General features: G+C 64.3%; 24 protein-coding genes and 2 pseudogenes. 20 read left to right on the forward strand and 6 right to left on the reverse strand.

From position 1 onward, the window contains the following. The first annotated feature begins 74 nt into the window (after positions 1-74). The 9 genes from SPYCA_RS05815 (at position 75) to SPYCA_RS19210 (ending at position 8,043) form a co-directional block, all read left to right on the forward strand. Positions 75-1,139 carry a lytic murein transglycosylase gene (locus SPYCA_RS05815; protein ID WP_443029498.1) on the forward strand — a complete coding sequence of 355 codons (1,065 nt, stop codon included), beginning with the start codon at positions 75-77 and terminating at the stop codon, positions 1,137-1,139. Then, positions 1,123-2,031, forward strand: coding sequence for a septal ring lytic transglycosylase RlpA family protein (locus SPYCA_RS19680; RefSeq protein ID WP_120219316.1), 909 nt, complete (start codon positions 1,123-1,125; stop codon positions 2,029-2,031). Before SPYCA_RS05815 ends, SPYCA_RS19680 begins: the two co-directional genes overlap by 17 nt. After that, positions 2,028-3,017, forward strand: a complete 990-nt coding sequence (locus SPYCA_RS05825) for a D-alanyl-D-alanine carboxypeptidase family protein (RefSeq protein ID WP_120219317.1) — start codon at positions 2,028-2,030, stop codon at positions 3,015-3,017. The genes SPYCA_RS19680 and SPYCA_RS05825 overlap by 4 nt, the downstream gene beginning before the upstream one ends. A gap of 76 nt (positions 3,018-3,093) precedes the next feature. After that, a complete protein-coding gene (tmk, locus tag SPYCA_RS05830; protein ID WP_120219318.1) occupies positions 3,094-3,717 on the forward strand; it encodes a dTMP kinase in 624 nt (207 codons plus the stop codon). Next, entirely contained in the window at positions 3,705-4,694 is a 990-nt protein-coding gene (locus SPYCA_RS05835; protein ID WP_232003543.1) for a DNA polymerase III subunit delta', read from the forward strand. Before tmk ends, SPYCA_RS05835 begins: the two co-directional genes overlap by 13 nt. 38 nt (positions 4,695-4,732) lie before the next feature. Then, the gene (metG, locus tag SPYCA_RS05840) at positions 4,733-6,316 is read left to right on the forward strand and encodes a methionine--tRNA ligase (RefSeq protein ID WP_120219320.1); all 1,584 of its coding nucleotides are present in this window, start codon (positions 4,733-4,735) and stop codon (positions 6,314-6,316) included. After that, a complete protein-coding gene (locus tag SPYCA_RS05845; protein WP_120219321.1) occupies positions 6,316-7,092 on the forward strand; it encodes a TatD family hydrolase in 777 nt (258 codons plus the stop codon). Before metG ends, SPYCA_RS05845 begins: the two co-directional genes overlap by 1 nt. 13 nt (positions 7,093-7,105) lie before the next feature. Next, positions 7,106-7,870: an MBL fold metallo-hydrolase gene (locus SPYCA_RS05850; RefSeq protein ID WP_120219322.1), complete on the forward strand. Its 765-nt coding sequence runs from the start codon at positions 7,106-7,108 to the stop codon at positions 7,868-7,870. After that, positions 7,867-8,043 carry a hypothetical protein gene (locus tag SPYCA_RS19210; RefSeq protein WP_172594982.1) on the forward strand — a complete coding sequence of 59 codons (177 nt, stop codon included), beginning with the start codon at positions 7,867-7,869 and terminating at the stop codon, positions 8,041-8,043. Before SPYCA_RS05850 ends, SPYCA_RS19210 begins: the two co-directional genes overlap by 4 nt. 157 nt (positions 8,044-8,200) lie before the next feature. On the opposite strand, the gene SPYCA_RS19215 is transcribed toward SPYCA_RS19210, so the two are convergent. The 5 genes from SPYCA_RS19215 to SPYCA_RS05870 all read right to left on the reverse strand — a co-directional run bounded on the left by SPYCA_RS19215 (position 8,201) and on the right by SPYCA_RS05870 (position 11,871). Next, positions 8,201-8,353: a hypothetical protein gene (locus SPYCA_RS19215; RefSeq protein WP_172594983.1), complete on the reverse strand. Its 153-nt coding sequence runs from the start codon at positions 8,351-8,353 to the stop codon at positions 8,201-8,203. Between the two features lie 56 nt (positions 8,354-8,409). Next, positions 8,410-8,766 (reverse strand): hypothetical protein, encoded by a 357-nt coding sequence (locus tag SPYCA_RS05855; RefSeq protein ID WP_146625090.1) that lies wholly within the window; start codon positions 8,764-8,766, stop codon positions 8,410-8,412. A 2-nt stretch (positions 8,767-8,768) separates the two neighbouring features. Beyond that, a complete protein-coding gene (locus SPYCA_RS05860; protein ID WP_066120009.1) occupies positions 8,769-9,980 on the reverse strand; it encodes an IS256 family transposase in 1,212 nt (403 codons plus the stop codon). Positions 9,981-10,113: 133 nt separating this feature from the next. Then, a complete protein-coding gene (locus SPYCA_RS18985) occupies positions 10,114-10,770 on the reverse strand; it encodes a hypothetical protein (RefSeq protein WP_146625091.1) in 657 nt (218 codons plus the stop codon). Positions 10,771-11,250: 480 nt separating this feature from the next. Next, positions 11,251-11,871, reverse strand: a complete 621-nt coding sequence (locus SPYCA_RS05870) for a rolling circle replication-associated protein (protein WP_120219325.1) — start codon at positions 11,869-11,871, stop codon at positions 11,251-11,253. 429 nt (positions 11,872-12,300) lie between these two features. Here SPYCA_RS05870 and SPYCA_RS05875 point away from each other — a divergent pair, with 429 nt between their 5' ends. After that, a complete protein-coding gene (locus SPYCA_RS05875) occupies positions 12,301-12,786 on the forward strand; it encodes a D-Ala-D-Ala carboxypeptidase family metallohydrolase (protein WP_120219326.1) in 486 nt (161 codons plus the stop codon). Here SPYCA_RS05875 and SPYCA_RS05880 read toward each other — a convergent pair. Next, entirely contained in the window at positions 12,783-14,048 is a 1,266-nt protein-coding gene (locus SPYCA_RS05880) for a hypothetical protein (RefSeq protein WP_120219327.1), read from the reverse strand. The genes SPYCA_RS05875 and SPYCA_RS05880 overlap by 4 nt on opposite strands. 209 nt (positions 14,049-14,257) lie before the next feature. Between SPYCA_RS05880 and SPYCA_RS05885 the strand changes: the two genes are divergently transcribed. The 10 genes and pseudogenes from SPYCA_RS05885 to cobA all read left to right on the forward strand — a co-directional run bounded on the left by SPYCA_RS05885 (position 14,258) and on the right by cobA (position 26,024). After that, positions 14,258-14,839 (forward strand): ANTAR domain-containing response regulator, encoded by a 582-nt coding sequence (locus tag SPYCA_RS05885; RefSeq protein ID WP_120219328.1) that lies wholly within the window; start codon positions 14,258-14,260, stop codon positions 14,837-14,839. After that, positions 14,836-16,047: a CmpA/NrtA family ABC transporter substrate-binding protein gene (locus SPYCA_RS05890; protein WP_120219329.1), complete on the forward strand. Its 1,212-nt coding sequence runs from the start codon at positions 14,836-14,838 to the stop codon at positions 16,045-16,047. Before SPYCA_RS05885 ends, SPYCA_RS05890 begins: the two co-directional genes overlap by 4 nt. 245 nt (positions 16,048-16,292) lie before the next feature. Further along, a complete protein-coding gene (locus SPYCA_RS05895) occupies positions 16,293-17,528 on the forward strand; it encodes a nitrate/nitrite transporter (protein WP_120219330.1) in 1,236 nt (411 codons plus the stop codon). Between the two features lie 2 nt (positions 17,529-17,530). Next, entirely contained in the window at positions 17,531-18,733 is a 1,203-nt protein-coding gene (locus SPYCA_RS05900) for a hypothetical protein (RefSeq protein ID WP_120219331.1), read from the forward strand. Continuing rightward, positions 18,733-21,210 carry a nitrite reductase large subunit NirB gene (gene nirB / locus SPYCA_RS05905; protein WP_120219332.1) on the forward strand — a complete coding sequence of 826 codons (2,478 nt, stop codon included), beginning with the start codon at positions 18,733-18,735 and terminating at the stop codon, positions 21,208-21,210. Before SPYCA_RS05900 ends, nirB begins: the two co-directional genes overlap by 1 nt. Continuing rightward, complete coding sequence (gene nirD / locus SPYCA_RS05910) at positions 21,207-21,551, forward strand: nitrite reductase small subunit NirD (protein ID WP_172594984.1); 345 nt, start codon at positions 21,207-21,209, stop codon at positions 21,549-21,551. The genes nirB and nirD overlap by 4 nt, the downstream gene beginning before the upstream one ends. Positions 21,552-21,705: 154 nt before the next feature. Then, positions 21,706-22,515, forward strand: a pseudogene (locus SPYCA_RS05915) (molybdopterin-dependent oxidoreductase); the annotation flags it as partial. A gap of 101 nt (positions 22,516-22,616) precedes the next feature. Continuing rightward, positions 22,617-23,438 (forward strand): IS5 family transposase, encoded by an 822-nt coding sequence (locus SPYCA_RS05920; protein WP_066114500.1) that lies wholly within the window; start codon positions 22,617-22,619, stop codon positions 23,436-23,438. A gap of 29 nt (positions 23,439-23,467) precedes the next feature. Beyond that, positions 23,468-25,258, forward strand: a pseudogene (locus SPYCA_RS05925) (molybdopterin-dependent oxidoreductase); the annotation flags it as partial. Next, complete coding sequence (cobA, locus tag SPYCA_RS05930) at positions 25,248-26,024, forward strand: uroporphyrinogen-III C-methyltransferase (RefSeq protein WP_120219333.1); 777 nt, start codon at positions 25,248-25,250, stop codon at positions 26,022-26,024. The pseudogene SPYCA_RS05925 and the gene cobA, both read left to right, overlap by 11 nt. The last annotated feature ends 38 nt before the right edge of the window (positions 26,025-26,062 follow it).

Below are 26,062 nucleotides of genomic sequence, written 5' to 3' on the forward strand. Positions count from 1 at the left end.
AATGATTCGGCTCGTCCCGCGCCCGCCTAGCCAAGCGGCTCGCTTCTGTGCGACACCGGCCCTATGGGTGGGCCATGACAAACGCTACTGATTTCAAAGTCCGACGGTTTCTTGTGCTTCTGGCCGCGACTCTGTCGGCGTGGATGCTCACGGCCTCCGCTCCGCTCCTTGCGCAGAGCGGTGACGCGGGGTTCGATGCCTATGTCCAGTCGCTCTGGCCCAAGGCCGAGGCGCGCGGCGTGTCGCGCGCGACGTTCGACCGGGTGACCGCCGGGCTACGCTATAACGCCAGGGTCGTCGCGCTCGACCGCGACAATCTGGGGTCACCGCCCACCCCGAACACGCCGATTCCGGCCTTCGCGCCCTACAAGGCGCGGCACGTCGACGCGGCACGTATCAACGGCGGGCGCCGTGTCCACAACCGGCTGCTGCCGCTGCTTTCGCGTATCGAGGCGCGAACGGGCGTGCCGACGAGCATCATGATCGCGATTTACGGGCACGAGACCGCTTATGGTCAGGTCACGGGCGGCTTCGACCTGCCCGAAGCACTGGCGACGCTGGCCTATGAAGGACGCCGACGCAGTCTGTTCGAGCCCGAACTGATCGCCACGATGGTGATGGTCGAGCGGGGCGTGCCGCGCGATGTGCTGAAGGGCAGCTGGGCGGGGGCCTTTGGCTATCCGCAGTTCCTGCCGTCGGTCTATCTGCGCGTCGCCGAGGATGGCGACGGCGACGGGGTGGCGCGAATCTGGTCGAGCGAGGCCGATGCGATCGAGTCGATCGGCGCCTATCTTCGCAACGCCGGCTGGCGCGCGGGGCAGCCATGGGGCATCGCGGTGAGCGTGCCCGCCGCCTTTGATCGTGCCGCCGTCGCCAACCGCCTGACGCCGACGCGCTGCCCCCGCGTTTTCGAGCGGCACAGCCGCTGGCGCACCATGGCGGAGTGGCGCGCCGCGGGGCTTCAGCCGATCGGTGGCCGATGGCCCGACGACAATATCCAGGCGACGCTGCTCGAACCCGACGGGCCGGGGCGGACGGCCTATTTGCTGACCGGTAACTATCGTGCGATACTGGACTATAATTGTTCCAATTTTTACGCATTGTCGGTGGGGTTGCTGGCGGATGAAATCGATCGTTAGAGGCGGGGGCCTGATCGCGGGGGCGGCGCTGATGCTGTCCGGTTGCGGCGGCGCAGATGGCGCGCGCAGCGCCGGGCAGGCGAGCAATGCGGCGGCGTTGCCGGGCGTCACGGACGTGCCGGTGGTCGTCGGCGACCCCTTTAAGGTCGGCGACGTCACCTATACGCCCGCCGACGTCATGGATTATGACGATGTCGGCTATGCGTCCTGGTATAGCGATGCGGAGGCCGGAAAGACCACCGCCAATGGCGAGATTTTCGACCCCACCCGGATCAGCGCCGCGCACAAGACGCTGCCGCTGCCAAGCTATGTCGAAGTGACCGCGCTCGACACCGGACGAACGATCCTTGTCCGCGTCAATGATCGCGGGCCGATGGCGAACGACCAGCTGATTGCCCTGTCGCCCGCCGCCGCCAGACAGCTCGGACTCGACCAGGGGCTTACAGCCGTTCGCGTTCGCCGCACCAACCCGCCGACCGCCGAACGCGCCCAGCTCCGGGCGGGCAGGGCGGTTCCGGAGCGGCTCGCGACCCCGTCGTCGCTGCTGGCGATCCTTCGGACAAAGGCGAAAGCCCTGCCGACCCCGAAGGTCGCGAGCGAACCCGCGGCGCCCCTTGCGTCCGCCAAGGCGAAACCGGGAGACGATCGCCTCTCCATCATGGGCAACATGGCGCCGACGACTAAGGGCGAATATGTCGTGCAGGTCGGGGCGTTCAGCACCGAAGCGCGTGCCGGGGCCGCGGCCAAGTCCGTGGGCGGTTATGTGTCGAAGGCCGGCAATTACTGGCGCGTGCGGATTGGTCCCTTCGCCAGCGAGGCCGCCGCGCAAGGCGCGCTGGCCACTGCGAGGTCGAAGGGCTTTCGCGATGCGGTGGTTCGGCGCGATCGATGATTCGAGCGAGCGGCAAGTCCGCGCTGCTGAGCGGCGCTGCCGCGATGCTGGGCCTGTTCACGGTCAACGCGGCTTTTTTGCCCGCTGCTTCGGCGAAGGATAATCGCACATCCGCTGTCGCGGCGGCCAGCCCGGCGCCCTATACGACACAGGCCCCGATCGTCATGCTCAAGGACGTGGATTCGGGCCGGATCCTCTTTTCGCGCGGTGCCGACAAAGATTTCGCTCCGGCTTCGATGGCAAAGGTAATGACCGCCTATGTCGTGCTCGATCTTATCCGGAAGGGTGAATTGACGCGCGACACGCGTTTCACGGTCAGCGACGGCGCGTGGAAGAAATGGAACAGCAGCACCGGCGGATCGACGATGTTTCTCAGTCCGGGCGAAATCCTGTCGGTCGATGATCTGCTGAAGGGGCTGATCACCGTATCGGGAAACGATGCCGCGGCGGTTCTTGCGGAAGGCATTGACGGAAGCGAAGATGTTTTCGTTAAACGAATGAATGCGGTAGCCGCCGATATTGGTATGATATCGAGCCATTTCGGTACGCCAAATGGCTGGCCCGACGGCGGCGTCACCAAGGTCAGCGCCGCCGACCTTATCACGCTTGCCGACCGGCTGATCCGCGATCATCCGGAGGCTTATGCGCGCTATTTTTCGATCCCGAAACTTCGGCATGGCATCGCCCCCGATGGACGGCCGATCGTCCAGGCGAACCGCAATCCGATCCTCGGTCGATTCGACGGGGCAGACGGCCTCAAGACGGGGCATACGCGCGAGGCGGGCTATTGCTTCCTCGGGTCGGCCAAGCGCGACGGCCGCCGCCTGATCATGGTCGTCGCCGGTCTGCCAAGCGCAAAGGCGCGGCGCGAAGAGGCGCAAAAACTGATGGAGTGGGGGTTCGCCGCGTCGACGCGCCCGGTGGCAGGGCGAATCCCGCGCGGCACCGCCTCGCCGAGCCGCGGGTCGGCCGCGACGCGCAGATGACAAAAACCGCAGGGTAGGTTACCGCCCTGGTCATGCCTCGACGCCTGCCCATTTTCCCATCATTTGGCCCGACACCATGACCCGCGGACGTTTCATCACGCTTGAGGGGGGCGAGGGCGTCGGCAAATCGACGCAGCTGCGCGCGCTGACGGAGGCGCTCGCCGCGCGATCGATCGAGGTGGTGGCCACGCGCGAACCCGGCGGCAGTGCGGGCGCCGAAGCCATCCGCGCGCTGCTGATGGAAGGCAGTGACGATCGCTGGGACGCGCGCAGCGAGGCCTTGCTGTTCGCGGCGGCGCGCGCCGATCATGTCGCGCGCACCATCCGTCCGGCGCTCGCGCGCGGCGCGTGGGTGCTGTGCGACCGGTTCGTCGATTCGAGCCGCGCTTATCAGGGCGGCGGCGGCGGGATCACCGACGCCGACATTCTGGCGCTCCATCGTTTCGGGTCGGAGGGTTTGCTTCCCGATCGCACCTTTCTGCTCAAACTGAGCGCCGACGAGGCGGCGCGCCGACTGGCGACGCGCGGTGGCAGCGATCGCATGGGCAACAAGCCGGCGGCTTATCAGGCGCGCCTTGCCGCGCGGTTCGCCGAAATGGCGGCGACCGAACCGCTGCGCTGGCGTGTGCTGGACGCCGGCCTGCCCGCCGCCGACGTCACCGCCACCATTCTGGCGGAGCTTGCCGAATGGCTGCCATGATCGGCCATCAGGAGGCCGAAAAGGCGTTTCTGGAAGGCTGGCAGGGCGGCCGACTTCATCATGGCTGGCTGCTCGCCGGGCCGCAGGGAATGGGAAAGCGCGGCTTTGCCGAGCGCGCGGCACGCTTTCTGGTCACCCATGGGGTGGGCGGCGAGCGCGCAGCGATGGCGCTGGACGATAGAGGCGACGATACCGCGGCGCGGCTTGTCGATGCCGACAATCACCCCGAGATCATCCGGCTGACGCGCCAGCCCAGGGACAAGGGCAAGGAGCTCGCGCGCAACATCACGATCGACCAGGTACGCCAGATGATTCGCCGCCTGCACCTGTCGCTGTCGCTTGGTGACTGGCGCGTGATCATCGTCGATGCCGTTGACGATCTGGAAAGCGATAGTGCCAATGCGCTGCTCAAGACGCTTGAGGAACCACCCGCAAGGACGCTCTTTCTGCTCGTCAGCCATTCGCCGGGACGATTGTTGCCGACAATCCGCTCGCGCTGCCGAATCCTTCGTTTTCAACCCGTTGACCGTGACGTCATGCTGCCATGGTTGCATGGCTTGCGTCCGATGCTCGACATGGAAGAGGTGCGCGCGATCGTCGCCGCGTCGGGCGGAGTTCCGGGCAAGGCGCTGGGGCTGATCGATAGCGATGTCGCGGCGATGAAGAAGAAACTGCTCACCATTGCCATATCGGGCGACCCCGAGAACCGGCTGCGCGAGGCGCTGGCGCGCGAGGTGGGTGGCACGAGCAACCGCGCGCGGCTCGAACTGGTGATCGACATCGTTCCGGGACTGCTGGCGGAGATTGCACGCGCACGCCCCATCGCCGAGATCGCGCCGGTGCTGGCGCAGTGGGACCGCGTGCAGCGCACCGTGCGCGACGCGATCCGTGGTTCCTATGACGGAATGATGGTGGGCTTCGAGATCGGCAACTGCCTCGCCGAACTTGCGCCGAGACCGGCGCAGACAGCACGCTGACGCTTTCCCTTGCGCGCGCCAGCGGCTAAGGCCCGCGCATGTCCGAACAGAACGCCCCCTTCTATATCACCACCGCAATCAGCTATCCCAACGGCCGCCCGCATATCGGACACGCCTATGAAGCGATCGCCACCGACGTCGCGGCACGCTTTCAGCGCGCGCGCGGACGCGAGGTGCGGCTGGTCACCGGCACCGACGAACATGGGCTGAAAATGTTTCAGACCGCGCGCGACCAGGGGCGTGCAACGATCGATCTGGCCGATGAAATGTCCGGATATTTCCGTGAGATGTATGCCAAGCTGAATATCAGCTATGATGTGTTCATGCGCACATCCGATCCGGCGCATCATGCCGCCTCGCAAGCAATCTGGCGCGCGATGGAGGCGAATGGCGACCTTTATCTCGATCGTTATGAAGGCTGGTATTCGGTTCGCGACGAAGCCTTTTACGACGAAAGCGAGCTGAGCGAGGGGGAAGGGGGCATCCGCCTGTCGCCGCAGGGCACGCCCGTCGAATGGACCGTGGAGGAAAGCTGGTTTTTCCGCCTGTCGAACTATCAGGATCGCTTGCTCGCGCTTTATCGCGACCATCCCGATTTCATCCGCCCCGAAAGTCGCCGCAACGAGGTGCTGCGGTTCGTCGAAGGCGGGCTCAAGGACCTCAGCGTTTCGCGCACCAGTTTCGACTGGGGGGTTCCGGTGCCGGGATCGCCGGGGCATGTAATGTATGTCTGGGTCGATGCGCTGACGACCTATTTGTCGGGGCTTGGCTATCCCGATCCGGCGGGCGACTTCGGCACATTCTGGCCAGCAAACATCCATATGATCGGCAAGGATATCGTCCGTTTTCATGCGGTTTACTGGCCGGCCTTCCTGATGAGCGCCAATCTGCCGCTGCCCAAGCAGGTGTTCGGTCACGGCTTTCTGCTCAATCGGGGCGAAAAAATGTCGAAGTCGCTCGGCAATGTCGTCGACCCGATGGCGCTCGCCGAGCAATTCGGTGTCGATGCGTTGCGCTATTATCTGCTCCGCGAAGTCAGCTTCGGACAGGACGGCAGCTATTCGGCCGACGCGATCGTTCGCACCGCCAACGCCGATCTCGCCAATAGTTTCGGCAATCTGGCGCAGCGAAGTTTGTCGATGATTTTCAAGAATCTGGATGGCGATCTATCGAACGATTATTCACCTACGGCCGATGACGTCACACTGCTCTCGACGGTAGATGAAGTCGCGCGAACGACGCTGCCGCGGGCATTCGAGGAACTGGCCTTCTCGGTCGGGATCGAGGACTGGTTGCGCGCTGTTTTCGCCTGCAATCAATATGTCGATACGCAGGCGCCCTGGGCGCTGCGCAAGAGTGATCCCGAACGGATGCGCGCCGTGCTGATGACGCTGTTTCAGGCCGTACGCACGCTGGCCATTGCCATTCGTCCCGTGGTGCCCGCGTCCGCCGACAAACTGCTCGACCAGATGGGCGTTGCCGCGGATGCGCGCGATTTTGCGGCGCTTGAGGATGCGGCCTGGTTCGCAAAGCTGGCCGCGAGCGATTTCGCGGTCGGGCAGCCCGTGCCGATCTTCCCGCGCCTCGATCTGCCCGAGGACGAAGGGGAGGGGGAGGCGTAATGCTCGTCGATTCGCACTGCCACCTCAATTACAAGGGACTGGCCGAGCGGCAGGATGAGGTGCTGGCGCGTGCGCGGGCCAGGGGCGTCACGGCGATGCTCAACATCGCGACGCGCGAGAGCGAGTGGGACGATGTGCTCGCCGCCGCCGAGGCAAATGAGGATGTGTGGGCCAGCGTCGGCATCCATCCGCACGACGCCGACCAGCATCCCGATGTCGACACCGCCAAGCTGGTCGAGCGCGCCGCGCATCCGCGCGTGATCGGCATCGGCGAGACCGGGCTCGACTATTATTACGACAAAAGCGATCGCACCCGGCAACAGGACAGCTTTCGCCGCCACATCCACGCATCGCAGGCGACGGGCCTGCCGGTGATCGTCCACACGCGCGATGCCGAGGCCGACACGCTGGCGCTGCTCGGCGAAGAAATGGGGAGGGCGCGCTTCCCCGGCGTGATCCACTGCTTCACCGCGAGCGACGATTTTGCGCGCAAGGCGCTCGACCTCGGCCTTTACATCTCGATTTCGGGCATTGTGACGTTCAAGAATGCCGCCGACCTGCAAGCGACCGCCAAATGGCTGCCGCAGGACCGGCTACTGATCGAAACCGACGCCCCCTTCCTCGCCCCGGTGCCGCATCGCGGCAAGGCCGGCGAGCCGGCGTTTGTCGCTGACACACTGACGTTCCTGGCCGATCTTCGCAGCGAAGCTCCGGAGGCATTGGCGGCCGCAACATGCGCCAATTTCTATAAGCTTTTCAACAAGGCGGCGGCATGACGTCACGCGGCGTATGAAGGTCCGAATCCTTGGCTGCGGAACGTCGTCGGGTGTCCCGCGGCTCGGCAACGACTGGGGTCTGTGCGACCCCGACAATCCGCGCAACCTGCGCAGCCGGGCGTCGATTCTCGTGGCGCTCGGCGGCTTTCGCATTCTTGTCGACACCAGCCCGGACATGCGGATGCAACTGCTCGACGCGCAGGTGGGCGAGGTCGATGCCGTCATCTGGACGCACGAACACGCCGATCACACGCACGGAATCGACGACCTTCGCCAGGTCATGCACCTGCGCGGAACGCCCGTTCCCTGTTACGCCCGCAATCATGTGCTCGACATTCTGAAGTGGCGCTTCACCTATGCCTTTGCTGGCAACGCCGGTTATCCGGCGTCGGTCGACCCGATCGATCTGCTCGATCATCAGTCGATCGGCCCCATCGAGGTATCGGCGATCGAAATGCCGCACGGCCCCATCAAGGCGAGCGGCCTGATCTTCAGCGACGGTGCGCACAAGATTGGCTACGCAACTGATTTTTCAAAGTTTACCGATGAAATGGTCGACTTCTTCCACGGAGTCGATCTGTTCGTGATCGATGCCTTGCGACGCTATCCGCATCCGACGCATCCCCATCTTCAGATGACGCTCGAAGGCCTTGAAAAGGTGGGCAGTCCGCGCGCGATCATTACGCATATGGACAATACGATGGACTATGCGGATCTTGCGGCCGAATTGCCGCGCGGCGTCGAACCCGGTTATGATGGGCTGGAGGTGCAATTATGAACGGCGACACGACGGTTCAGCTGCTCTGGTTCGCGGGCGCGTTCACGCTGGTGCTGAGTTCGCTGCTGGCGCGCCGACTGCCAATGTCCGACTGGTTGAAAATGGCACTCGCATGGATCGCGATATTCGCTCTGATGTTCCTGGTGATCCGCACATGGCAACTCGTCGCCTGAGCGCTGGACTCCCCCTGAGCATCGCCAGTAATTTAACATAATATATATTATCGGCCAATTCGCGGTTAAAAAAATTAAAACTTGGCGCGGCGCGGTTTGACGACCTCACCCTCGCCAGCCGGACGTGCCACCGGGTTCGCGGCGACCTGTTCGAGAACTATACGAACAGTGCTGACGCCAGACCGGCGAGCGCTTCCGCTACGCCGACGGGTAGCAGATCGGCGGCCACCAGACCTGCGAGCAGACCCGTAAGAACGGCGCGAACCGGAATACGACGCTTTTCGTCGCGAGGTTTTTCTTCGACGAGCATATGCCATCTCTTTCTTCTCCTAACAGCCCAACATAGGGCACCATGTTTATGATTCGTCAGCCGAAACTTGTCCAGCCCCCAAAAGCATGTCCAACAGGGCGGCGCGTAAGCCTATAGGTTCGCTCGAAATTCCGATGAATTTGACGAGACGTCCGCGCAAAAGCCCTGTCCTCAATTTCGTTTGCCGCGAGGTTCTCAATCGCCTTGCGCAAATCGATTTCATCGAAATGCCGCGCGACGAGCGCGGCGCGCTCGATAGCGCTCGCCTTCGGCTTCCATTTCTTCGCTTTGGGATCATACCAAAAGCCGCCCTTGCGCGCTTTCGGGAGCGCGTCCCAGAGCGCATTGGTAATATCGGTTGCGGTCGTGTCCGTCAATGTGGTGTAAATTCGGGTGTGGCCAGCGGGCTTCATTTTCAGGCGGCCTTTGGTGTAATCTGTAGCGGCTGAGCCTCCTCGATTGTTGGTGTGGCGAGCGCTGCCATGCCCTCGATCTGCATGTAGCGGTGCTGGAGCTGGTATTCGTCGTTCTGCTCGAGCAGGACGGCGCCGACGAGGCGGATGATGCTGTCCTCGTTGGGGAAGATGCCGACGACATCGGCGCGGCGCTTGACCTCCTTGTTCAGCCGTTCGAGCGGATTGGTGCTGTGGAGCTTGACCCGGTGCTGCTCAGGGAAGGTCATGTAGGCGAGCACGTCATGCTCGGCTTCATCCATGCAGGTGCCAAGCTTCGGCCAGCGGGCGCGCAGCTGGTCGGCAACCTGACGCCAGACCTGTGTCGCAGCGGCATGATCGGGCTGGAGGAAGACCTGGCGGATGGCGGCGGCAACAACGGTGTTCTGGCCCTTGGGAACGTAGGCCAGCGCATTGCGCATGAAGTGGACACGGCAGCGCTGCCAGGTGGCGCTGAGGACGCGGGTGATCGCTGCCTTGAGGCCTTCGTGGGCATCCGAGATGACCAGCTTGACCCCTGTCAGACCGCGCCGGGCGAGGTCCTTGAGGAAGTCTGACCAGAACACCTCTGCCTCCGAAGGGCCGATGTGCAGGCCGACGATCTCGCGCTTGCCCTCGGTGTTGACGGCAACGGCGATTATCGCGGCAACGCTGACGATCCGGCCGCCCTGGCGCACCTTCAGGTAAGTGGCATCGAGCCAGAGGTAGGGCCAGTCGCCGGCAAGCGGGCGCTTGAGGAAGGCATGGACGCGCTCGTCGATGTCCTTGCACAGCTTCGAGACCGAGGATTTGGAGATGCCGGTCATGCCCATGGCCTGCACCAGATCATCGACGCGCCGGGTGCTGACGCCGGCGATCCACGCCTCCTGGATCACGGCGACCAAGGCCTTCTCGACTGTCTTTCGCGGCTCCAGGAAGCCCGGGAAGTAGGCGCCGGTCCGCAGCTTGGGGATCCTCAGGTTGAGCGTGCCGAGCCGGGTATCGAGGCTGCGGTCGCGGTAGCCGTTGCGCCAGGTCGTCCGCTCGCCGGAACGCTCGTGCCGGGCGGCACCGACCAGGCCCTCGACGTCGGCCTCCATGATGATCTGCAATACGCTTTCGGCAATGGTGCGCAGAAAATCTCCATCTCCGCTCTTCGCCAAAAGCTCGGCAAGCGGTAGTCTGTCTTCGGTCATCGGGATCAACTCCTTGGTTGGTGTGAAGTCTGGAAACTCCACCTTACCAATGAGCCCGGTGGCCACCGAGATCGAAATCGCATGGGGTGGGGCATGCCCCACCCCATGCGATCACCTCAATCTACACCAGAAATTACACCACGAACGCGGACGCTAACTCGGTTGCTTCGGTCACGGCACCGAACACGCGAACAACGGCCTGATAAAGAGCGTTGTCGCCGATCTTCCATTTGCGCTCCTTCTCACCGGACGGCGCAGCGCGCCGTTTCGTCCTGACTCGACGCCCGGTAAAGCGGTCCAAGCCGCGCTCCACGACAGTCCAAGAACGCTCAACGACAGGTTCATGCGACGGCGGCGCTTCATCCTTCGGCGGAGCGTCCGGGCCAACTCCCGGCGGACTATCAACGATAGGATAGCCAACGCCGGGAACCCACGGCGGATCGAGCTGGGGCAGCTCATTGCCCCATTGATCCTGCTCATGCGGAGACAGGTTTTCCTTCGGCAACCTGTCCCGCCCGGCCGACGGTCGCGGATAGACCGCCGGATCGGCATACGGGTCGGGGAATGGGTTACGCGGGAACGCCGCATTGCCCATTCGCCCGGTGAAGGAAGGGTCAAATTGATCAGTTTGCCCCGACGGCGCATCTCGCACCCAACGCTCGTAATTCGCGTGGCGATGTTGAGACAAGCCTTTCGTGTAGCACCACCAAAGGCCGAACTCTGTCCAATGTGGTAGAAGATCGCCAGCGTGGCCGATCGCTTGGGCTGCAATCGGCCCTTCATACGCCAAGCCGCTGCCAATAATCGGCGGCGACCTCAACGCTGCTCCGAGCACACCGTAGGAGGCCCATGAATATGGGCCGTGAGTGCGCCGCCACCCCTTCGCCGTGGGGAAACCCCACGGACGCGGCGGCGTCGGAGGAAACCAGTTATCGGGGTCAAACATATCAATGACCCCCAAAACAGGCACACGCGGCAACGGAATGCGCGGCGTCGGTAGCCCCGGTCCAAAATTGGGGACGCGCTTGCCAAATGGCACCCGCTGACGGGGCTTAAAGGGCTGATTGTCATTAGCTGGCCGGGGCCGAGGCTGGCGACGGTCTGGCCTCGGCTCCCTTGGTTTTCTGCGGGGAACACCCATCTTGAACAGTCCTAATCGGTGAAACACACCCGACCTTAACATAGGACGAATCGGGTGTGAATCGGCCCTCTCCTGCAATGGCAGCGCGAGGGTTCACCGTTAGGGGTCATGGGGGCCTATCGGCCCAAATCACGCCTGTAAGGCTAACGCTTCCGGCGGCGATCCATACTCAAGCGATGCCCTCACCCGCGTTCGTGCCTCCTTGGCCAGATATTTGGCTACATAAAACGCCGGGCGACTTTCGCCCTGGGCGACCAGTTTGAACTGGCTGAAGCCGCCCTTCCATTGCCCTTGCAATGTCCGTTTCTTCACGGGTTCCGACTGCGAAACCTCGTGAACAAGCAGATGCCAGTGAGGCATACCGTCTTTATGGGCCTCACTGACCAACAGGTAGCGCAGCTGCGAACCGCTCTCCTTCCGCACTCGCTTCAGGTAGCGGGTGATCGACGGGTTCGTCTCTCGCACAAGCTCGGTGAACCGTTCGTCCTCGGTCATGGTGTCGTAATCGATCGATTGCGCGGCCAGACGGTGCCTCGCGCGGGACAACACCAGAAACCGAATGTCGGGCGAGAGCGTCAGGGTTCCGAACCATGTCCGCTGCGCCCGCGCCATCTCGTTGATGGCCGCGAGCCGCCAATAGGCCGCTCGCGCACGGAGGCAGCCGTCGCACTTGCGACAGCGTGCCTGAATGTCGAGGCGATAGACCGGGCTATCGCTCGAACTCATACCGTGGGTGACATGGACACCCATCGCTTTCGCTCCTCTGTGCTCGACGGCAACGGGCCGCGAGCATCTTGTTCGGGAGCCTTCCCTACCGGCGGCGTCCCAAGAAAGGCTTAACGATGAAGCCTTTACGGCGCCCGCGTCCAAAGCGCGGGTGGCGGCGTGGCGCCAGAGGTCGAGATGTTGAACTCGCCTCATAGTGACACCGTCGGCGCGGTGTCACTTGTGCAAAGATATTCAAGTCCCCGCTTCGCGGGGAGATTTTGCACCCCGCCTACCGGCGGGCAGCCCTTGCGGGCTGGAAGAGGGGGACGCCGCCCCCCTCGCCTGTCAAGGGGCCGTGTCCTCGCTTCGCTGCGGGCCGCACCACCCCCTTGACAGGCACACCCCCCGCTCTCGCCGAGGGGCAGAAGGCCGGGGCGATTTGCCCCGGCCTTCGCATGAAAGGATGATGAAATGACAGAACCGAAGCTACCGCTGCTGACGCGGCACTTCTCACTGGCTGAGCTGACCGTCACGAATACCGGCCTCGACAACTGGCCCTCGGACGTGATCCGGGCGCGACTGCGCCAACTGGCGCAGTATCTGGAACAAGTCCGGGAACGTTGCGGCGGGCGCGCGCTAATCATCACGTCGGGCTACAGATCAACGGCAGTCAACCGAGCCGTGGGAGGTTCGCCGACTTCGGCGCACCTGAAAGGCTATGCGGCTGACATACGTATCCACCGAGGACTGGACAGCGACCTGATCGGCGCTATCCGCTCAGTGGGCGGGTTCGACCAGCTAATATATGAGCCGTCGCGCGGAATCGTGCATGTCAGCATCGACCCGCGCCAGCGCGGGCAGGTCAAGACACTGACCGCGCGAGGATATGTGAACGGCATAGATAACTGGGGCTGGCATCGGGATGGGGGGCGGAAGCCCCCCTCCCCTTCGCGTTAGCCGCTGGTATCCTCCAAGCGGCTCTTGATGTTCAGATCGACGCGACCGTCGACGCGGACCTTGTTCAAGGTCGCTGGCGTCGTGAACATCGAATCGGCGTCGGCGGCGACCGGATACTTCTTCTGGAGCGCCGCCGTCGGCAGAGCGACCAGACCGGCATCGGTAGACGCGAGGTCGAAGTTGACGAACTGGTCGCCATACATCGCCAGATCGCGAATATCGACCCAATAGTCATTCGTGCCGACGTTACCCGCGAGCGGGCCATCCGCCGCCAAGAACTTCTTGAGCGACGTATAAGGCTCGTCCTGCAACACGGCAGGAAGCCAGCTGAACGCATCGTTCAGATAGCTGGCCAACTGGCCCTTCTGCTTACCAAGGTAAATCTTCGGGCGAGTGACCGTCACGCCGAAGATGAAGCCCGGCTCCTTGAAGAAGCGATCCTTGTCCGCGCGCTCCGCAACAGCCCACGAAACCGCCGACGCGACGGAGCCGTCGGTCGGGTTCACGGTATTCGATGGATATTGCCAGTGCCGGACATAGCGCACCAATTCCGGCTCGTGCGGCTCGGCGTCCTCGCGCGGAACGCTCACGCCAAAGGTCTTAAGCCAATCCTCGAAATCCACCGTAGTAAGCGACATCGAGCGCATGGCCTCCCAGTGCGCGTAATGATCCGCAAACTGCGGATTCAGTCCAGGGGCAATGACCCCATCGGGCTGACCGCCGGGGAACTCCTCGTCGCCGTCGGCGACTGCGCTGTCGAGGATCGCGCTGTCGAGCCACGACTGCGACGAGACCTTTGCGACGGGGATGTTGTCGATGACGAAGGCGTCCCATGCTTCGTCTTCATCACGAAACACAGTTTCAACGATACGCTCCAAACAGTGCTTCGCATAATTGATACCCCCTTGGTGATAATAGGCCGCACTGGCGGCCTCATTGAGCGCCGACACGTCGGCATTGGTGACGATCATATCCGTGAGGTCATCGCGGATATTCAGATCGCGCAGCTTCACGTAGAAGAAGTAATATTCATTCCACCAACCGATGAGCGGATTCTTGATGGGATCGGTCACGCAACGCGCCTGCAACAGCAGGTTGGTCATCGTCTCACCCGGCCAGACCGGCGCGACGAGAAAAGGCTGAATCTGCCACGGACGATAGCGGAGCTGAAAAGTATGCGACGGGCGACGCAACTTGCGGCCCGTCTTGGATATTGGAACGATGTTGCTCACATCGACCTTTGCGGCGTAGGGAACTGCCATAACGCGGTCCTTCCGAAAAAGACCGCGAAGTGACTGATAACACTATATATATTATCGATGTTTATTGGCTATGCGCCATGCGCGGATTTGATCCCTCGTCCATCAGGCTTTAGGCCCTGTTTCAGTAAGATTGAAGCGATGCGCCCAGCGCGGCTCGCTGCACGATCTCGTCGCTTCAATCTTACTGAAACAGCGTCTAAGGCGCGCGCATGAGGATTGCGATCATCGATACCAGCATGACCCGCGCCGCCATCATTTCCGATGGCTTGCGCGAAGCTGGTCTCGACGACCTGGTGCTGATCGACCCGACCGGCCCCCTCACCCGCCAGATCGAAACAGCCAAACCCGAAGTGGTGCTCATAAATCTTGAAAACCCGAGTCGCGACCAGCTGGAGGATTATTTCGCCATGTCGCGCGCACTGGCGCGGCCGATCGCCATGTTCGTCGATCAGAGCGATGCAGAGGCGACCGGAGCGGCAATCGACGCCGGAGTGTCTGCCTATGTCGTGGATGGCCTGTCGAAACGGCGCATCAAGCCGGTGATCGATCTCGCCATACGGCGCTTCCAGGCTTTTTCGCGGCTACAGCGCGAACTGGACGAAGCGAAGAACGCTCTGGCCGAACGCGCCACCATCGACAAGGCCAAGGCGATATTGATGAAACGTCGCCAGATCGACGAACCGGCGGCCTATGCGCTTCTGCGCGGCCAGGCGATGCGGACCAACCGCCGGATTTCCGAGATTGCCGAGGCGATCGTGACCAGCGAAGCGTTGATGGGAGACATGGAATGACGGGCGATCGTTTCCGCATCGGTTTCCTGCCGCTCGTCGACGCCGCATTGCCTATCCTGGCGCACGAAATGGGTTTTGCCGCCCGCGAAGGCGTGCAGATCGAACTCGTGCGCGATATGACCTGGGCGACGGTGCGCGACCGACTGCTCTATGACCATACCGACGCCGCGCACATGATCGCGCCGCTGGCGATCGCGACCACGCTCGGCCGTGACCGACCGCCCCTCCCGCTCGCGGTGCCGTTCGTGCTCGGCCTCAACGGCAACGCCGTGACCTTTTCAACCGCGCTCGCCGCCGAGGCGGGGCTGGGCAGCGCGCTCGGCGATCCGACAGAGGTTGGAGCGGCGCTGCGCGTGATCGCGGCGGCGCGCAAGGTGACAGGCAAGCCGCTGCGTTTCGGAGTGGTTCATCGCTATTCGAGCCACAATTATATGCTGCGATACTGGCTCGCCGGCGTGGGCATTCAACCCGATGTCGACGTCGAGATCGTCGTGACAAGCCCCCCTTTCGCCGCCGATGCGCTCGCCGCCGGCGAAGTCGATGGTATCTGTGTGGGCGAACCGTGGAACTCGATCGCAGTCGATCGCGGCGTCGGCCATATTGCCCTGGCAACGGCGCAGATATGGCGGCGCGGTGTTGAAAAAGTCCTCGTGACACGCGAAGCGGTGCTCGGTGAGCGACGCGACGCGGTCGAGGCGCTGATCCGCGCGCTCCATGCTGCGGCGGCGCATTTCGTCGCGCCCGATTCGGTCGAGGCGAGCGCCGACATATTGGCGCGCCGCGAATATCTCGACGCTCCGCGCGACGCGGTGCTGCGCGCGATCACCGACCGCATCCGTGTCGTTCCAGGCGGCGAGCCGATCCATTATCCCGATTTCATGTTTCAGTATCGCGAAGCCGCGAACTTTCCCTGGCGCAGTCAGGCGGCCTGGCTCTATTCGCAGATGGTTCGCTGGGACTATATGCCATATGACCGGGTGCAGGCCGATGCGGCAGCAAATGTGTTTCGACCCGACATATATCGTAGCGCGCTTGCGGGTTCCGGCGCTCCCCTGCCCGGCGCCAGCTCAAAGCTTGAAGGAGGTCTTGGCGAACCGATCGGCGCGGGTTCGACGCAAGGTCGACTGACACTCGGCAACGACCGATTTTTCGACGGCCGCGCCTTCGATCCGGATGATATCGAAACTTATCTCGCTGATCTGCCTTGATTTCATATAAATGCTGCACCTGCGAAATAACAACTTGCAGCCGATCCGCGAATCAGGCAGTTTAATCGCACTCGGCAAGGATGCCGGGGCAGGATAAAGCGGCCGCTGCTCCAACGAGGGGGTAGCCCGCGCGGCAGGCAGGGGCCATCCCTGCACTCCAACAGGCAATGAAGCCGTCAGGATGCGCCCGCGTGGCCGCCGTCCTGGCGGCTTTTTTATTGCCCGTCACACGAAGGGGACGGACGATGACGATAGCAGGCGCAGGTGCCGGGAGGGCACCCAAATCGAGTTTCTGGGCCAGCGGCCACTGGCCGACGCTGGTTGCGGCCTTTCTCTATTTCGACCTGGCCTTCATGGTATGGGTGATTCTGGGGCCGCTTGCCCCCGCCATTTCCACCGATCTTGGCCTGAGCCCGGCGCAGAAGGGGCTGATGGTCGCGGTGCCGACGCTCGCGGGCGCGCTGTTGCGCGTCGTGAACGGGCTGCTCGTCGATCGTATCGGTCCGAAGCGTGCGGGGGCGATCAGCCAGGTGATCGTCATCGTCGGCCTGTTTCTCGCCTGGGCGGCGGGCGTGACCAGCTTTGCGGGGACGCTCGCGCTCGGCGTGGTGCTGGGCTTCGCCGGGGCCAGCTTTGCGATCGCGCTGCCGCTCGCGAGCCGCTGGTATCCGCCCGAGCATCAGGGCAAGGCGATGGGGCTTGCCGGCATGGGCAATTCGGGCACCGTGCTCGCCGCGCTGTTCGCGCCCGGCCTTGCCGTGACCTTCGGATGGAACGCCGTGCTGGGCCTCGCCTGCATCCCCCTGACGATCGTGTTCGTCGCCTATCTTTTCATGGCGAAGGACGCGCCGAACGCCCCTGCCCCCAAAAAGCTGGTCGATTATTTTCAGCCGCTCAAGACCGCCGATGCCTGGTGGCTGATGGCCTTTTATTCGGTGACCTTCGGTGGGTTCGTCGGACTGGCGGCATCGCTTCCCATTTATTTCACCGACCAGTTCGGCCTGACCCCGGTGATCGCCGGTTATTGCACCGCCGGCTGCGTTTTCGCCGGATCGCTGGTGCGCCCGCTGGGCGGCGCGCTCGCCGACCGGATCGGCGGCGTAAAGGCGCTGATGATGGTGTTTGTGGTCGCCGCGCTGGCGCTTGCGGGGGTGCCGCAGGCGGCGAGCCTGCCCGCCGCGCTCGGCCTGTTCGTCATCGCGATGCTGGCGCTCGGCACCGGCAATGGTTCGGTGTTCCAGCTCGTGCCGCAGCGCTTTGCGGCCGAAATCGGCGTGATGACGGGACTCGTCGGCATGGCGGGCGGCGTCGGCGGCTTCTACCTCGCTTCGTCGCTGGGCTTTGCGAAACAGTGGAGCGGCAGCTTTGCGCCGGGCTTCTATATCTTCGCGGGGCTTGCGGTTGCGGCGCTCGCCGCGCTGATGTTCGTCAAGGGCCAGTGGCGCGCCACCTGGGGCGCGGCCGAAGGCGTGCGGATCTGAGCATGACCCGCACCCTCATCCTGCTGCTGGCGCTCGCGCCGATCGGGGCCGCGCACGCCCGCGAGGTCACCCTCGCGCCGCTTGGCGACGCCCGCCTCCGCTACGAGCAGGTCGATCAGGACGGCCTTGCCGCCGATGCCGACGCGCTCACCCTGCGCGTCCGCGCCGGGTTCGAGGCGAAGGCGGGGCGCTGGTCGGCGCTGATCGAAGGGCAAGGCAATCTGGCAATCGTCGACGACTATTTCGACGGCCTCGACGGCGGCGCAACCCGTCCGATCGTGGCCGACCCCCGGAACATCGCCCTCACCCGCGCGCAACTTCGCTATGCCGCGCCCGGCATTGCGGTGACCGCGGGACGGCAGCGGCTGGGTTTCGACGACGAACGGTTCGTCGGCAGCGTCGGCTTTCGCCAGAACGGCCAGGGTTTCGACGCGCTGCGCGCCGAGATCAGCCCCATCAGGGGCGTGAAGGCCGACATCGCCTATGCGTGGAGCGTTCGGACGATCTGGGGCATCGATGGTGCAGGCGCGCGCCAGCAGGCGGTATCGGGCGACAATATGTTCGCCAGGCTGAGCGTGCAAACGCCGGTCGGCGCGCTCGGCGCCTTTGCCTATCTGGTCGATCAGGACGAGGCGGCGGTGCAGGGCTTTCGCCTGTCGAGCCAGAGCTATGGCGTCCGGCTCGACGGCGGGCAGAGGTTGGGAAAGGCGAAGCTCGCATATCAGCTTTCCTACGCGCGCCAGTCGGACTGGCACCGCAATCCGAACGACTATGCCTCCGATTATTATCTTGCCGACATCGCGGTTGATTTTGGCGGTCCGCGCATCGGCGCGGGATATGAAATGCTTGGCGCGAGCAACGGCGCCGCGCTCACCAGCTTTCAGACCCCGCTCGCGACGGGGTTCAAGTTCCAGGGTTGGGCCGACAAGTTTCTCGTCACTCCGCCCGATGGCGTGCGCGACCTCTATGCCAGCGCGGGCTGGGGGTGGAAGGCGGTGGGACCGTTGAACGCGGTCACCGTGCAGGCGGCCTATCATGCCTTCCGCAGCGACCGTGCCGCGCGCGCCTATGGCGACGAGATCGACCTGCTTGCGAGCGCGAAGCTCGGCAAGCTCACCGGCTCGCTGCGCTACGCCCATTACAAGGCCGACAGCTTCGCCACCGACACCGACAAACTCTGGCTGCAATTCGATTGGACGCTTTGATGGAACATCGCCCTCTCTCCCCCGATGCCGACACGCGGGCCCATCTGGTCGTGATCGGCAACGGCATGGCCGGGTGCCGCGCGGTCGAGGAACTGCTCGCGCGCGATCCCATGCGTTATCGCGTGACGATTTTCGGCGCCGAGCCGCGCGTCAATTACAACCGCATCATGCTCTCGCCCGTGCTCGCGGGCGAAAAAAGCTTCGACGACATCGTGATCAACGATGCCGACTGGTATGCGGCGAACGGCATATCGCTGATCGCGGGCGACCCGGTGATCGCGATCGACCGCGCGGCAAAGACGGTGACGACGCGCGGCGGGGTCAGCGAAAGCTATGACAAGCTGCTGATCGCGACCGGTTCGGACCCCTTCATCATCCCCGTGCCCGGCAAGGATTTGCCCGGCGTCATCGCGTTTCGCGACATGGACGATGTCGGCACGATGCTGAGTGCCGCCGAAAAGGGCGGTAGCGCCGTGGTGATCGGCGGCGGCCTGCTCGGCCTCGAGGCCGCGCACGGCCTGAGCCTGCGGGGCATGAACGTCACCGTCATCCACCTGATGCCGACGCTGATGGAACGCCAGCTCGACGAAGCGGCGGGCTGGCTGCTCAAGCAGGCGCTGGAGGCGCGCGGCCAGACCATCCTGACCGGCGCCGACACCGCGGAGATCGTCGGCGACGACAAGGTCGAGGGTGTGAAGCTGAAAGACGGGACGCTGATTCCCGCCGACCTGGTCGTCATGGCGGTCGGCATCCGTCCCTCGGTCGCCCTCGCCCGCGACGCGGGGCTCGCGGTCGGGCGCGGCATTCAGGTCGACGACCATATGGTGACGAGCGACCCCGACATTCTCGCGGTCGGCGAATGTGTCGAGCATGACGGGCAGGTATACGGCCTCGTCGCGCCTTTGTGGGACATGTGCCGCAGTCTTGCCGACGGCCTCGTCGAAAAGCCATCGGGTTATCGCGGATCAGTGACCTCGACCAAGCTCAAGGTGTCAGGGATCGACGTCTTCTCCGCGGGCGATTTTTCCGGCGGCGACGGGTGCGAGGACATTGTGCTGCGCGACGCGGCGCGCGGCATCTACAAGCGCGTGGTGCTCAAGGACGATCGCATCGTCGGCGCGGTCCTCTATGGCGATACCGCCGATGGCAGCTGGTATTTCGACCTGCTCAGGAAACAGGAGGATGTCGCCCGGCTTCGCGACGTGCTGATCTTTGGCCAGGCCTTCGCCTCCGGGGGTGGGCAGGCGGACCCTAGGGCGGCCGTTGCGGCGCTTTCCGACGATGCGGAAATCTGCGGCTGCAACGGCGTTTCCAAGGGCCAGGTCATCTCATGCATCACCAAGGGCGCGCACAGCCTCGACGCCGTGCGCGCCACGTGCAAGGCATCGGCGAGCTGCGGCAGCTGCACCGGCCTCGTCGAGAATCTGCTCGCGCTGACGCTCGGCGACGATGTCCAGAGCGGCCCCAAGACGATGTGCAAATGCACCAGCTTCGGCCACGACGATGTTCGCCGCGAAATCGTCACGCAAAATATGCGCTCGATCCCCGAAGTGATGCAGAAGCTCCACTGGTCGACCCCCGACGGCTGCTCCTCCTGCCGTCCGGCGCTCAATTACTATCTGCTCTGCGCGCTGCCCGGCGAATATGTCGACGACCAGCAGAGCCGTTTCGTCAACGAGCGGCTTCACGCCAATATCCAGAAGGACGGCACCTATTCGGTCGTCCCGCGCATGTGGGGTGGGCTCACCAGCCCCAAAGAGCTGCGCGCGATCGCCGATGTCGTCGAAAAATATAATGCGCCGATGGTCAAGGTGACCGGCGGCCAGCGGCTCGACATCTTCGGCATCAGGAAAGAGGATCTGCCCGCGGTCTGGGCCGATCTGAATGCCGCCGGGATGGTGTCGGGGCACGCCTATGGCAAGGCGCTGCGCACCGTGAAAACCTGTGTCGGGTCCGAATGGTGCCGCTTCGGCACGCAGGATTCGACCGGGCTCGGCGTCAGGATCGAACGGATGAGCTGGGGCAGCTGGATGCCGCACAAGTTCAAGATCGCCGTGTCGGGGTGCCCGCGCAACTGCGCCGAGGCGACGATCAAGGATTTCGGCGTCGTCTGCGTCGATTCGGGCTATGAGCTGCACGTCGGCGGCAATGGCGGCATTCATGTCCGCGCGACCGATCTGCTCTGCAAGGTCGCGACCGAACAGGAAGCGCTCGACTATTGCGCCGCCTTCATCCAGCTCTACCGCGAAGAGGCGCGCTACCTCGAACGCACCGCGCCGTGGATCGAGCGCGTCGGGCTCGATTATGTGAAAGCGCGCCTGCTCGACGACCCGGCGGGCCGCGAGGCGCTGCGCGCGCGCTTCCTCTATTCGCAGAGCTTCAGTCAGGACGACCCCTGGGCGCAGCGCGCCGGGGGCGCCGAGGCCGAACATCATGCGCCGATGGCGCGCTTCATCCCGCAGGAGGCCCTTGCATGACCACCGTGGCAGAATGGCTCGACATCGGCTGGGTCGATCAGATTCCCGTGCGCGGCAGCCGCACCGTGCAGGTCGCGGGCGGCGACGATATCGCGGTGTTCCGCACCGCCGAGGGCAAGGTCTTCGCCCTCCTCGACCGCTGCCCGCACAAGCATGGCCGCCTCTCGCAGGGCATCGTCCATGGCGGCGCGGTCGCCTGTCCGCTGCATAACTGGCGGATCAGCCTGTCGACCGGAGAGGTGCTCGGCGAGGATAAGGGCTGCACCCCGACTGTGCCTGTCAGGATCGACGGAGGGCGCGTGCTGATCTGCCGCGCCAGCACGTTGAAGGCGGCGGCGTGACCTCCGCTTCGCTATCCATGTACCCCCGCGAAGGCGGCGGTCCATCCCCTGCCTTGTCGGCACGATGTCGTCGTTGGTTTGAAAACGAAAGCTCGGGAGATGGACCCCCGCCTTCGCGGGAGGACACACATCGAGACAAGGAGCGGTGGCGCGCATGATTCCCATTCGCACCACCTGCGCCTATTGCGGTGTCGGCTGCGGCATCCGTGCGAACGTGACGGGTGAACGGACCGTCGAGATAGCGGGCGACCCCGACCATCCCGCCAACCACGGCAAGCTCTGCTCGAAAGGCACGCATCTTGGCGAGACGGTGGGCCTCGAAGGCCGCCTGCTCCATCCGATGATCGGTGAAAAGCGCGCGAGCTGGGACAAGGCGCTCGACCTCGTCGCCCGCAAGTTCAAGGAAAGCATCGCGCGCTACGGCCCGAACAGCGTCGCCTTCTATGTATCGGGGCAATTGCTCACCGAGGATTATTATGTCGCGAACAAGCTGATGAAGGGCTTCATCGGCACCGCGAATATCGACACCAATTCGCGCCTCTGCATGTCGAGCGCGGTCGCGGGCCATATGCGCGCCTTTGGCGAGGATGTCGTGCCCGCGACCTACGACGATCTCGATGCAGCCGACCTGTTCGTGCTCGTCGGATCGAACACCGCCTGGTGCCATCCGGTCGTCTATCAGCGCATCGCCAGGCGTTGCGAGGCGGGCGCGAAGCTCGTCGTCATCGACCCGCGCCGCACCGAGACCGCCGAAGAGGCCGATCTCCACCTCGCGATCCGGCCGGGAAGCGACGTCGCGCTGATGAACGGGCTGCTCGCGCATTGCCGCGAAGCGGGGGTCGTCGATGAGGATTATCTCGCTGCACATGTCGCGGTGCCCAAGGATTTCTGGAACCAGCTTGGAGAGGGGAATGACCTGTGGTCGGTCGCGCGCATCTGCGACGTGTCCGCTGCCGACCTCAGAGCCTGATCCGAAATTAAGTTGAGTGGTGCCAGCGGGTTAGCTTGACGCGAGCCCAAGTCGCTGATTCACGGGGTTTTGCAACAAACTTCGGGAGTTCAACGATGTGGACCGACACCACCCGGGCGCAGTATGCCCGTGCCGACCTGGCTTTGCCAAGCGATTTGACCGATGCGGAATGGGCCGTGCTGGAGCCGTTACTTCCGGGCCCTTGCTGTGTAGGGCGACCGCGCAAATGGCCGCTGCGGCGGATCATCGAGGCGATCCTGTATCTGCTGCGCGGTGGGCTGCCCTGGCGGATGTTGCCGCCCTGCTTTCCTCCGGTCTCGACGGTGCGGCGCTGGTTCTATCTGTGGCGCGACAATGGTCTGTGGCTCTCGCTCAATCACGCCCTGCTGCTGATCGGGCGGGAAGCCCTCGGGCGCGAGGCTTCTCCGAGCGCTGGGGTCATCGACAGCCAAAGCGTGAAAACCACGGAAAGCGGCGGGCCTTGCGGCTATGACGCAGGCAAGAAGATCAAGGGCCGCAAGCGACACATCGTGACCGACACCGAGGGCAATCTCGTTCATGCCGTGATCCACACCGCTGACGTGCAGGATCGCGATGGCGCGCCGTTTGTTCTGGCCGAGATCATCCGCCGTCACCCTTGGCTCAGGCACATCTTCGCCGATGGCGGCTATGCTGGCGACAAGCTTCGCCAGGCGCTGCGCAAGATCGGGAAGTGGACGGTCGAGATCATCAAGCGATCCGACCATGCCAAGGGCTTCGAGGTCCTGCCCAGACGCTGGGTGGTCGAGCGGACCTTTGCGTGGCTCGGTCGCAACCGCCGCCTCGCCAAAGACTTCGAGCAGACCATCGCATCGGCAACCGCGTGGCTGTTCATCGCCTCAATTCAGCTCTTCGTCCGCCGTATCGCAAGAGCATGAAATCTATCGCGATAATTTTGAATCAGACTCTCAGGCATTTCTACGATCTGTTCGCGGCGACGCCGCGCACCGTCACCCTGTTCAGCCAGGGGATCAACCAGTCGACGAGCGGAACCGACCAGGTCAATGCGATCCTCAACCTCCATCTTGCGACAGGCCGGATCGGCAAGCCGGGCGCCGCCCCCTTTTCGATCACCGGCCAGCCCAATGCGATGGGCGGGCGCGAGGTCGGCGGGCTTGCCTCGACGCTCGCCGCGCACATGGATTTCGCGCCCGAAAACCGCGCACGCGTCCGGCGCTTCTGGGCCGCGCCGACGATAGCCGAAAAGCCGGGCCTGAAAGCCGTCGACATGTTCCGCGCGATCGGCGAAGGCCGCATCAAGGCGCTGTGGGTGATGGCGACCAACCCGGCGGTGTCGATGCCCGACGCGAACCGGGTGCGCGAAGCGCTGGCCGCCTGCCCCTTCGTCGTCGTCAGCGACGTCATCGAAAAAACCGATACCGGCGCCTTCGCGCATGTCCGCCTGCCCGCCGCCGCCTGGGGCGAAAAGGACGGCACGGTCACCAATTCGGACCGGACGATCAGCCGCCAGCGCGCGCTCTTTCCGCTCCCCGGCGAAGCGATGCCCGACTGGTGGATCATCAAGGAGGTCGCGCGGCGAATGGGATGGAAAAACGCCTTCGCCTTTGACCGCCCCGCCGACATCTGGCGTGAGCATTGCCGCCTCTCGAGTTACGACAATGATGGCGCGCGCCTCTTCGCGTTGCCCGGCGCCGCGCTCGGCGGTAACGCCGCCTATGACGCAATGGAGCCTTTTCGCTGGGGCGGCGACCATGTCTTTGCCGACGGCCGTTTCTCGACCGATGACGGCCGCGCGCGCCTTGTTCCCGTTACGCAAAAGCCCCTTCCCGAACCGCTCGCCCGATGGCCGCTGACGCTCAACACGGGCCGCTATCGCGACCAGTGGCATACGATGACGCGCACCGGCCTTGCCCCGAAGCTGGCGCGCCACCGCGCGGAGCCGCTCGTCGAGGTTCATCCCGACGACGGCATGGGTCTGGGCCTCGCCGACGGGGGGCTTGCACGCGTCGAAACCCCGCAAGGCGAGAGTCTGTACCGCGTCGCTTTCCATAGCGGCCAACGCGTCGGCGAACTGTTCGTGCCGATCCACTGGACCGACCGCACATCGAACGGCGGGCGCACCGGCCTTCTCCCCCGCCCGCTCGTCGATCCGGTGTCGGGCCAGCCGGGCTTCAAGCGCACGCCGGCGTCGATCGCCCCGGTCAACCCCCGGTGGCGCGGATTCCTGATCCTTGCCCGCGATCTGCCGGAGGCGCCACGCTGCCTGTGGGCGACGCGCATCGCCGTGCCGTCGGGGGTGCTGTGGGAAGTCGCCGGCAACGGCGATCTCAAAAGAATCGAGGCGCTGCTTCCGAAGGGCGAGCGCATCGAGGCGCAGGACGCCGGACGGGGCACGAAACGCATCGCGGTGATCGCGAACGGTCGCCTCGCGGGCGCGCTCTTCGTGACGGAAAAGGGCGAGTTGCCCGGACGCGACTGGCTCATCGCCCAGCTCGTCGCCGCCGACGTCGCGCCGACGCTGCTAGCGGGACGCGCACCCGGAACGCAGGCCGACAACGGGCCGATCATCTGCGTCTGCTTCGGCATTGGAATGAAAAGCATCATCGCCGCCATCCGCGACCAGAAGCTCGCCGACCTCGCGGCCATCGGCGGCGCGCTCGGCGCAGGCACCAACTGCGGTTCGTGCCGCCCCGCTCTCGCACGAATCCTGACCGAGGAGAAAAGCAATGCAGCCTGACGATTTTCCGGCCGGATCGGTGTGGCTCGTCGGCGCCGGTCCCGGCGACCCCGAACTGCTCACGATGAAGGCGGTGCGGCTGATCGAGCGCGCCGATATTGTCTTTTATGATGCCTTGGTCGGCATGGGCATTCTGGCCTTGATTCCTGATCGTGCCGAGCGTGCCAGCGTCGGCAAGCGGTCGGGTCGACACTCAAAGGATCAGGGCACGATCGACGCCCTGCTGGTGAGCGCTGCGCGCGCGGGCAAGCGCGTGGTCCGACTGAAGGGTGGCGATCCGATGTTCTTCGGTCGCGCGACCGAGGAAATCGCCGCGATCGAACGGGCCGGCTTGCGGGTGCGCGTCTGCCCCGGAATCACGACAGCCAGCGCCGTTGCGGCGTCGGCCGGCATGTCGCTCTCGCTGCGCGGCGTCGCGCGTGACATCCGCTTCGTCACGGCACACAGCCGCCGCGGCGCTGCGCTCGATCTCGACTGGGACTCTTTGGCGCGGGATGGGTCGACGCTTGCTTTCTACATGGGTCGCGAAGCGGCGGGGGCCATTGCCAAGGGTTTGATGGCGGCCGGAATGCGGGGCGACATGCCGGTGCTTATCGCCTGCAACGCGAGCCTGCCCGACGAACAGCGACTGGCGACGCGGCTCGACCTGCTCGGCCTTGCGACGCAATCGCTCGCGGGCTCGGCGCCGACCCTCATTCTGGTAGGCGCCGCGGTAGCGCTTGCCGAGCGGGCGTGCTCGGGACAGATCACCGCCCACGCGGGCTGAGCAGCGCGTCATTTCTCCGCCAAATTGCTTGAGATGGC

The sequence above is a fragment of the Sphingopyxis sp. FD7 genome, assembly GCF_003609835.1.
GTDB lineage: Bacteria > Pseudomonadota > Alphaproteobacteria > Sphingomonadales > Sphingomonadaceae > Sphingopyxis.

Bases quoted from the DNA above. Each gene is read 5' to 3' on its own strand.
- SPYCA_RS05815 (WP_443029498.1), top strand. From the start codon at position 75: ATGACAAACGCTACTGATTTCAAAGTCCGACGGTTTCTTGTGCTTCTG.
- SPYCA_RS19680 (WP_120219316.1), top strand. From the start codon at position 1,123: ATGAAATCGATCGTTAGAGGCGGGGGCCTGATCGCGGGGGCGGCGCTG.
- SPYCA_RS05825 (WP_120219317.1), top strand. From the start codon at position 2,028: ATGATTCGAGCGAGCGGCAAGTCCGCGCTGCTGAGCGGCGCTGCCGCG.
- tmk (WP_120219318.1), top strand. From the start codon at position 3,094: ATGACCCGCGGACGTTTCATCACGCTTGAGGGGGGCGAGGGCGTCGGC.
- SPYCA_RS05835 (WP_232003543.1), top strand. From the start codon at position 3,705: ATGGCTGCCATGATCGGCCATCAGGAGGCCGAAAAGGCGTTTCTGGAA.
- metG (WP_120219320.1), top strand. From the start codon at position 4,733: ATGTCCGAACAGAACGCCCCCTTCTATATCACCACCGCAATCAGCTAT.
- SPYCA_RS05845 (WP_120219321.1), top strand. From the start codon at position 6,316: ATGCTCGTCGATTCGCACTGCCACCTCAATTACAAGGGACTGGCCGAG.
- SPYCA_RS05850 (WP_120219322.1), top strand. From the start codon at position 7,106: ATGAAGGTCCGAATCCTTGGCTGCGGAACGTCGTCGGGTGTCCCGCGG.
- SPYCA_RS19210 (WP_172594982.1), top strand. From the start codon at position 7,867: ATGAACGGCGACACGACGGTTCAGCTGCTCTGGTTCGCGGGCGCGTTC.
- SPYCA_RS19215 (WP_172594983.1), bottom strand. From the start codon at position 8,353: ATGCTCGTCGAAGAAAAACCTCGCGACGAAAAGCGTCGTATTCCGGTT.
- SPYCA_RS05855 (WP_146625090.1), bottom strand. From the start codon at position 8,766: ATGAAGCCCGCTGGCCACACCCGAATTTACACCACATTGACGGACACG.
- SPYCA_RS05860 (WP_066120009.1), bottom strand. From the start codon at position 9,980: ATGACCGAAGACAGACTACCGCTTGCCGAGCTTTTGGCGAAGAGCGGA.
- SPYCA_RS05870 (WP_120219325.1), bottom strand. From the start codon at position 11,871: ATGGGTGTCCATGTCACCCACGGTATGAGTTCGAGCGATAGCCCGGTC.
- SPYCA_RS05875 (WP_120219326.1), top strand. From the start codon at position 12,301: ATGACAGAACCGAAGCTACCGCTGCTGACGCGGCACTTCTCACTGGCT.
- SPYCA_RS05880 (WP_120219327.1), bottom strand. From the start codon at position 14,048: ATGGCAGTTCCCTACGCCGCAAAGGTCGATGTGAGCAACATCGTTCCA.
- SPYCA_RS05885 (WP_120219328.1), top strand. From the start codon at position 14,258: ATGAGGATTGCGATCATCGATACCAGCATGACCCGCGCCGCCATCATT.
- SPYCA_RS05890 (WP_120219329.1), top strand. From the start codon at position 14,836: ATGACGGGCGATCGTTTCCGCATCGGTTTCCTGCCGCTCGTCGACGCC.
- SPYCA_RS05895 (WP_120219330.1), top strand. From the start codon at position 16,293: ATGACGATAGCAGGCGCAGGTGCCGGGAGGGCACCCAAATCGAGTTTC.
- SPYCA_RS05900 (WP_120219331.1), top strand. From the start codon at position 17,531: ATGACCCGCACCCTCATCCTGCTGCTGGCGCTCGCGCCGATCGGGGCC.
- nirB (WP_120219332.1), top strand. From the start codon at position 18,733: ATGGAACATCGCCCTCTCTCCCCCGATGCCGACACGCGGGCCCATCTG.
- nirD (WP_172594984.1), top strand. From the start codon at position 21,207: ATGACCACCGTGGCAGAATGGCTCGACATCGGCTGGGTCGATCAGATT.
- SPYCA_RS05920 (WP_066114500.1), top strand. From the start codon at position 22,617: ATGTGGACCGACACCACCCGGGCGCAGTATGCCCGTGCCGACCTGGCT.
- cobA (WP_120219333.1), top strand. From the start codon at position 25,248: ATGCAGCCTGACGATTTTCCGGCCGGATCGGTGTGGCTCGTCGGCGCC.